The sequence below is a fragment of the Cellulosimicrobium sp. CpK407 genome (assembly GCF_051844275.1).
GTDB lineage: Bacteria > Actinomycetota > Actinomycetes > Actinomycetales > Cellulomonadaceae > Cellulosimicrobium > Cellulosimicrobium cellulans_G.
In genome coordinates, this window is record NZ_JBGNYC010000010.1 from 101,796 (window position 1) to 108,961 (window position 7,166).

At 76.8% G+C, this 7,166-nt stretch carries 6 protein-coding genes; 3 read left to right on the forward strand and 3 right to left on the reverse strand.

The genetic code is table 11. From position 1 onward, the window contains the following. Window positions 1-67: 67 nt before the first annotated feature. Window positions 68-1,372 carry an endonuclease/exonuclease/phosphatase family protein gene (locus ABWU78_RS06920; RefSeq protein WP_353708185.1) on the reverse strand — a complete coding sequence of 435 codons (1,305 nt, stop codon included), beginning with the start codon at window positions 1,370-1,372 and terminating at the stop codon, window positions 68-70. Between the two features lie 150 nt (window positions 1,373-1,522). Here ABWU78_RS06920 and ABWU78_RS06925 point away from each other — a divergent pair, with 150 nt between their 5' ends. After that, window positions 1,523-2,356, forward strand: a complete 834-nt coding sequence (locus ABWU78_RS06925) for a VOC family protein (RefSeq protein ID WP_353708186.1) — start codon at window positions 1,523-1,525, stop codon at window positions 2,354-2,356. A 66-nt stretch (window positions 2,357-2,422) separates the two neighbouring features. Continuing rightward, complete coding sequence (locus tag ABWU78_RS06930) at window positions 2,423-3,808, forward strand: hypothetical protein (protein WP_353708187.1); 1,386 nt, start codon at window positions 2,423-2,425, stop codon at window positions 3,806-3,808. Between the two features lie 64 nt (window positions 3,809-3,872). Here the strand turns inward: ABWU78_RS06930 and ABWU78_RS06935 are convergent, their stop codons facing one another. After that, window positions 3,873-5,762: a glycerophosphodiester phosphodiesterase gene (locus ABWU78_RS06935; RefSeq protein ID WP_439157942.1), complete on the reverse strand. Its 1,890-nt coding sequence runs from the start codon at window positions 5,760-5,762 to the stop codon at window positions 3,873-3,875. A gap of 166 nt (window positions 5,763-5,928) precedes the next feature. Then, window positions 5,929-6,750, reverse strand: a complete 822-nt coding sequence (locus tag ABWU78_RS06940) for a MerR family transcriptional regulator (protein WP_439157943.1) — start codon at window positions 6,748-6,750, stop codon at window positions 5,929-5,931. Between the two features lie 39 nt (window positions 6,751-6,789). Between ABWU78_RS06940 and ABWU78_RS06945 the strand changes: the two genes are divergently transcribed. Further along, on the forward strand, window positions 6,790-7,166 hold a 377-nt coding region (locus ABWU78_RS06945), incomplete at its 3' end, for a DUF6194 family protein (protein ID WP_439157944.1).

Below are 7,166 nucleotides of genomic sequence, written 5' to 3' on the forward strand. Positions count from 1 at the left end.
TCCTGGTCCAGGACCGTCGCCCCGGGCGACGAGCGCCCGGGGCGGGCGGGGACCGCCCGGCGCCGCGTCAGCCGCGGACCGCCAGGTCCACCCACACGAGCCGGTGGTCGCTGCTCGGGAACGGGAAGACCCCGGTGAGCCGTGACAGCGGGTCCGCCTGGACGGGCCAGAACACCCCGGCGTCGCGCACGCGCAGGTCGCGCGACGGCAGCACGTAGTCCGCGCGCAGGTTGCCGGGCGCGCTGTCCGCGAAGTCGGCCGTGTCCAGCGCGGGGTCGCCGCGGTGGGTCGCGTTCGCGCCGCCCTGGAGCGCGGCGGCCTCGACGGCGCCGTCGGAGCGGGGTGCCGGGTCCTGGACGCGGCGGTGGTGGAGGAGCTGGTCGATCGCGGCGTCGACCGAGTCGCCGTCGAGCGGGTCGGCGTTCTGGTCGCCCAGGACGACGAAGCTCTCGCCCGGGTGCAGCCCGCCGCGGCGGCCGGCGTCGTCGTAGACGTACCGCGACGCCTTGCCGGGCGTCACGTAGTCGGCCCAGAACCGGATCTCGTCGTGGTTGCGCCGCCCGTTGCGGTCCTCGGGGCCGTCGAACGTCGGGGGCGTGGGGTGCGACGCGAGCACGTGGACCGTCTCCCGGCCGACCCGCACGGGCACGTCCCAGTGCGACTTGCTCGACAGGCGGACGACCTCGAGCTCCTCCGGCGTGAACCAGTCCGCGGGCGCGGCCGTCGCCGGGTCGTCGGGGAGGAGCGCGCCGGGCATGTCCTTCCACAGGAAGTGCTGGAACGTGCGGACGCCGCGCGTGTCGATCGGGTAGCGCGACAGCACGACCATGCCGTACTGGCCCTCGAACGCCCCGAAGCCGAACGCGTCGTCGCCCCCACCGACCGTGCCGTCGTCGTTGAGGTCGAACCCGCTGGGCACGCCGGTGTTCGACGGCGCGACGTACGCGTAGCGGTACTCGATCGGCTCCGCGCCGCCCTGGGGGACCTCGAGGTAGTGGTCGCGGAACAGGTCGACGGCGCGTCCGTCCGGGACGTAGTCGAACTCGTTGAGCAGCACGACGTCGGGCCGGGTGCGCTGGAGCACCTCGGCGATCGTCGCGGCCTGCGGGTCGTCGGGGGTCGAGAGGTCGGCCTCGAGCTCTCCGGCCGCGGCGCGGTTGAGGCTCGCGTTGTACGTCGCGACGCGGAGGGTCCCGCGGTCGTGACCGTCTCCGTGCCCGTTCGCGTGGCCGTACGCGACGGCGGGACTCGCCGCGGCGCCGACGGCGCCCCCGGTGAGGGCGACGGACAGGGCGAGGGCCAGGGCGACGGGGACGGCGCGGGCGGGGGCGGCACGGCCGGTGGGGGCGGGGTGAGCGGGTCTCGTGGACACGGTGGCTCCTCGTCGTCGGGGACGGTGGTCGTCGAGAGGTTCCTCGTCACCGTACGCACGCCCGCCCCCGCGGGGAAGGGCGACGAGGTGACCGGCGGGTGAACGCCCCGGTGGCCCTGCCGGTGTGGGCGCCCGGTGGGATCCTGAGGCATGGACACCACGCAGTCCCGGCCGACCCGCACGTACCCGCACGGCGTGCCGTGCTGGGTGGACACCGAGCAGCCCGACGTCGACGCCGCGCTCGCGTTCTACGGCGCGCTCTTCGGGTGGGAGTTCGAGGAGAGGCTCCCGCCCGGCACGGGGGAGCGGTACGTCGTGGCGTCGCTCGGCGGGCAGGACGTCGCCGCGGTCGCGTCCGGGACCGGCGAGGCCGCGTGGATCACGTACGTCGCGGTCGACGACGTGGACGCGTCCTCCCGCGGCGTCCCCGACCTCGGCGGGGAGGTCCTCGACGGCCCGACGACGATCGGGCCGCCCGGCCGCATGGCGTCCGTCCGCGACCCCCAGGGCGCGACGTTCCGGCTCTGGGAGCCCGGGACGCGCGTCGGCGCGCAGCGGGTCAACGAGCCGGGCACGTGGAACTTCAGCGTGCTGCACACGCCCGACGTCGCGCGGGCGCTCCACTTCTACGGGCCCCTGCTCGGGTGGGAGGTGGACGCGGGGCTCGGCGCGGGCATGGCCCGCGTCCCGGGGTACGGCGACCACCTCGCCCGGACCGTCTACCCGGAGATCGACGCGAACCAGGAGGGCGCACCGCCCGGGTTCCGGGACGTCGTGGCGGGCGTGGTCGAGGACGGCGGGCCCGCGCGGCACACGGTGACGTTCGCCGTCGCCGACCGGGACGCCGCCGCCGCGGCCGCCGAGCGCGCGGGCGCGGTCGTGCTCTCGTCGGCCGACACGGAGTGGACGCGCGAGGCCGAGGTGCGCGACCCGCAGGGCGCGGTCCTCACGCTGTCGCAGTTCACCCCGCCCGAGGGCTTCTGACGCACGGACCAGGCGCGGCGTGGTCGCCGCGCCGTCCCGGCCGCGCGCGTGCGGCATCATGACGCGGTGAACGTCGTCACCCGCACCCCGCACGCCCAGGTCGTCGACCGTCTGCGCGCCGCGCGCCTCGAGTACGGACGCGTGGGCCCCACGGACGAGCGCGGCTGGACCTTCGCCGAGGTCGACACGGAGGTCGAGACCGACGACGGCTCGGCGGTGGACCGCGACCCGGACGTGCCCGGGTCGGTCGCCGAGGCCCTGGCCCGGGTCGACGAGCTGGTCGCCGCACCGTGGGTCGTGCAGCTCGACGGCGGGTCGGACCCGCTCCCGCCCGGGGTCAGCGCGGTCCTCGCCGCCCGGACGGACCCCGTCGCCCCGCCCGTCGTCGTCACCTGGGCGCCCGTCGACGCGTCCGCGACGCGCACCGACCACGCGATGCGCCTCGACGGCGACCCGGGCGACGTGCTCGCGGCCGTCGACGCGCTCGTCGGGCTGCGGGACGCGGCGACCGCGCCGGACCGCCTGCGGGAGCTCGAGCACCCCGACGACCTCCTCGACGTGTTCACCGCGCTCGCCGACCTCCCCGCGACCGACTCGGCGGCGCCCGACGCCGTCGTCCAGCTCGTGCGCGCCGACGCCGCGTTCGTGCGTGCCGCGGTGCGCCGCGCCGGGTCGGCGTGGGTGCGCGCGACCGACGAGCGCACCGCCGTCTGGACGCTCGAACGTCCGCCCGCGCCCGTCCCGGGCGAGCCGGACGACGACGTGCGGGAGGCCTTCACGGCGGCGCTCGGCGGGGAGTTCCGCGCGCGCTCGACGATCGAGCGCGGCCTGCGCGCCGGGGAGGCGATGCTGAGCCTGGAGCGCGCGGGGACCGGGGTGTCGTGGACGCTCACCACGCGCGGTCGCCCGTGGGTCTTCGGGAGCTGGAACGACACGTGGACGGACCTGTCGACCTCCGGGACCGAGGGCGCGTTCGACGCGCTCGCCGAGGTGTTCGGCGAGCCGCGCGACCCGGGACGGCTGCGCGCGCTGCTCGCCGCGTCGACGTGGCCCGGCGACCCCGTCGCCGACCTCGCGTACCTCCTGGGACTGCCGTCGGCGCTCGTCGAGGCCGTCGAGGACCCTGCCCGGTTCCGCCACGGGTCCGAGCGCGTGCAGCCCCTCGGCCCGACGGCGCCCCTCACCCCGCAGGAGAAGGGGGCGCTCGCGGCCCGCGCGCCCCGTCGCAGCGCGGGGAAGACCGCCCGTGACGTGGTCCTCGTCGTGCTCGGCCTCGGGCTGCTCGGGCTCGGTGCGGCGATCCTCGCCACCGACGGCGCCGTCGTCGGGTCGGACGGCTCGCCCGGGTGGGACGTCGCCGTCTGGATCGCGGGCGGCGTGCTCGCGCTCGTCGGGTGGGCCGGGCTGGGCTCGGCCCGCTCGGACCGGCGCCGCTTCCTGTCCGACGCGTGAGCGGGCCCGTCCCCGGCCGTCGTGTCGACCGGGGACGGACCCGCTGCCGGCGGGGTGCCGCGCGTCAGCGGCCGTCGAGGTGCGCGATCTCCTCGAGCAGGCGCTCGCGCACGGCCGCGTCGTCGACGAACTTCTCGACGGCCCGCCGCACCGACTCCCAGCGCCCCGCCTCGACCGCGCCGAGCGCGCCCACGAGCTGGCCGGGCGGGAGGTCGAGCAGCGCGAGGCGCGTGCGCAGGCCCTCGGGCGTGACCGTGACGACGACGGTCCGCTCCGCCGTCGCCTCGCCGCCCGCTCCCCGGGCCGTCGCGGAGACGGTGTGCTCGCCGAGCGCGAGGTCCGCGGCGGCGACGGCCGCGCCGTTCTCGACCGGCTCGCCGTCGAGCGCGACGACGACCTCGTCCGCGTCCGTGGCGCTCGCCGCGACGACGAGCGTGCCGCCGCGCTCGACCTCGGCGCCGTCGGCCGGGCTCACGACCTCCACCGTCGGCGCGGCGGGGGCCGGTGCCTCCTGCTCGCGCGCCTGCTTCCAGCCGATGAACGCGCCCGCGCGGTCGGTGATGACGCCGTCGACCCCGATCTCGGTGAGCCGGGCCCAGTCGGCCGCGGAGTTCACGGTGTACGGCATCACGGCGATGCCGGCCTCGTTGAGGTCCGCGACGACGCTCGGGCGCGCGAGCAGCGCGCTCGCCGACGGGTTGTACATGACCGCCCCGAGGTCCTGCGCCACGGCGACGGGGTCGGCGTCGAGCGCGCCGCGCAGCAGGCCGCGCGGGATCTGCGGCGCGTGCTCGCGCGCGGACCGCAGCGCGGCGACGTCGAACGACTGCAGGACCACGCGGTCCTCGAGCCCGGCCTCGACGACCATGTCCACGACCCGCTCGACCTCGGCGGACGTCTCCGGGCCCTTGATCTCCAGCAGGAGGGTCGACGACCCGGTCTCCAGGAGGTCGAGCACCTGCGCGAACGTCGGCAGGTGCTGACCGGCGAACGCCGGGGAGAACCACGACCCGGCGTCGAGCGCGGTGACCTGCTCGCCGGGCAGCACGGCGACGTCGCCCGAGCCCTCGGTCGTGCGGTCCACGGTCTGGTCGTGGAGCACCACGGGCAGCCCGTCCGCCGTGGTGTGCACGTCGATCTCGACGTACTCGGCGCCGCTGCGCATGCCCGCCGCCACGGCGGCGAGCGTGTTCTCCGGCGCGACCGACGAGTACCCGCGGTGCGCGACCGTGACGGGGAGCTCCCCGTCGCCGCCGACGTAGGACGCCGGCTCGATCTCCGTGACGGTGACGTCGTCGACGCTCACGGTCGCCCCGGCGGTCACGAAGCCCAGCGCGCCGTCGCGGGAACGGTCGATCCGGCCCTCCAGGAGGGTCTTCCCGTCGAGCGCGTAGGTGACCGCCGCGCCCTGCACCTCGACGGAGAGGTGCACGTCGCGACCCGTCGCCGCGTCCGCCGGGGCGGACGCCGTGTACGGCACGTTCCACGCGTCCGCGGCCGTCCGCTGCGCGATCTCGACGCCGTTGTGCGCGGTCGTGGTGCTGCGCAGGACCGCCTGCCACCACGGGACCGTCCCGTCGGGCGCGACGTCGAGGATCGCGCCCGCCCAGCGCGACGCGTTGTCCACGCTCTCGAAGCGCAGCGTCGCGTCGAGGCGGTAGTTCTCCGCCGACCGCCCGAACACGATGCGCGCGGGCGACGACCCGTCGGGCGCGTCACCGACGAGCCTGCCGTCCCGCACCTGCCAGTCGCCCAGCACGGGCGTCCAGCCCTCCGGGAGGGCGTCGCCGTCGAACGACTCGGCGAGCAGCACGTCGCCGGGCTCGGCCGCGGCCGGGGTGGCGAACGGGACGGTCGTCGTCGTGGTCGCTGCCACGGCGAGCGTGCTCGCGAGCAGGGTTCCTGCCAGCGCGGCCGCGGTACCGCGCACGGCGCGGCGTCGGGTGGTCGTCATCGGGTCCTCCGAGCGTCGGGACGGTTGCCCCGGCGACGCTAGGAATGCCGCGTGACGGCCCGGTGGACTCCGGGCGACGCCGGAGGGTCGGGCAGGTGACGGGACGCAGGTCCCCGACGTCCACCGCGGGCCCCTTCGAGCACCCCCTCGAACGCCGCCCCGAGCGTCACCCGGGCGGCCCCGGCACGCGCGCCAGCAGGCGCACGACGTCGTGCCCGGCCTCCAGCAGCGCGAGGGTGCGGCGCGCGATCGCGTCGAGCCGCGCATCGAGCGCGGCGAGCGGGTCGGCGACGTCGGCCGGACCGGTGGCCCCGCGCAGCGCGTCGATCGCGTGGCGGACCTCCGGGACCCGGTACCCGGCCGCCCGCAGCGCCGCGACGACCCGGGCCTCGCGCACGGTCGCGGGTGGGTAGCGACGGGCCGACACCGCGCCCGTGCGGGACGCGACGCGCTCCGGCGCGAGGAGCCCCTCGTGCTCCCAGAACCGCAGCGTCGACGCCCGGACGCCCAGCGCCGCGGCGAGCTCCGTGATCGTGAGCACCGACCCGTCGCGCTCGGTCACCCCTGCGGTCGTGCTGCCGGGCGAGCCGGCCGGGTCGTCCTCCGACCGGATCACGAGGAGAGCGCGCCGTGCGGCGAGAGCCTCGTCGCGCTCGCCCGCGAGCGTCACGTGCAGCCCGGAGACGAGGGCCACCGCCTCGTCGAGACCGAGCGACCGCGCGTCGCGCAGCACCCGTCGTGCGACGACCGGCCCGACGGCGGCTGCGAGGCCGCGGTACGCGCGCAGGGCCAGGACGTGCTCGTCGCCGAACGTGCGGTAGCCGTTCGCGGACCGGCCCGCGGGCGGCACGACGCCGAGGGCCTCCAGGTCGCGCACCTGCTGGACCGAGCACCCGGCCGCGCGCGCGACGTCGGACGTCCGCAGCGGCCGCGACGCCTCGCCGTCCGCCTCTTCGCGCCGTGCCGCGCCGCGCCCCGAGATCGTCACGCCAACCCTCCACGAGCACTTCAAGAGCACACTCGAATCATGAGTATGGAGCAGATCCTCGGAACGGTCCGGTCCCTCGACGGCGTCCTCGTGCTCTCGCCCGGCCCGGGAAGCGAGTTCCCCGAGCTGGCGTGGGGCGACCACTTCTTCTACTACGCCCCCGACGGCGAGATCCCGCACGGGCAGCCGTACGGCACGGTCGTCACCAAGGACTACCCCGACGACTCCGCGTCGCGGCTCGACGAGGAGGGTCGGTGGAGGGTCAACGTGCACGTGGGCCGCGACCGGTTCCGCGACCTCGTCGGCGACGACCCGCGCGACGGCGACGCGGCGGAGGCGGAGGCGACCGACGTCGTCGTGCCGCACCCCGTCTACGGTGCGCTCGGCTGGGTGTGCGTCGTCACCCCGGGCGAGCG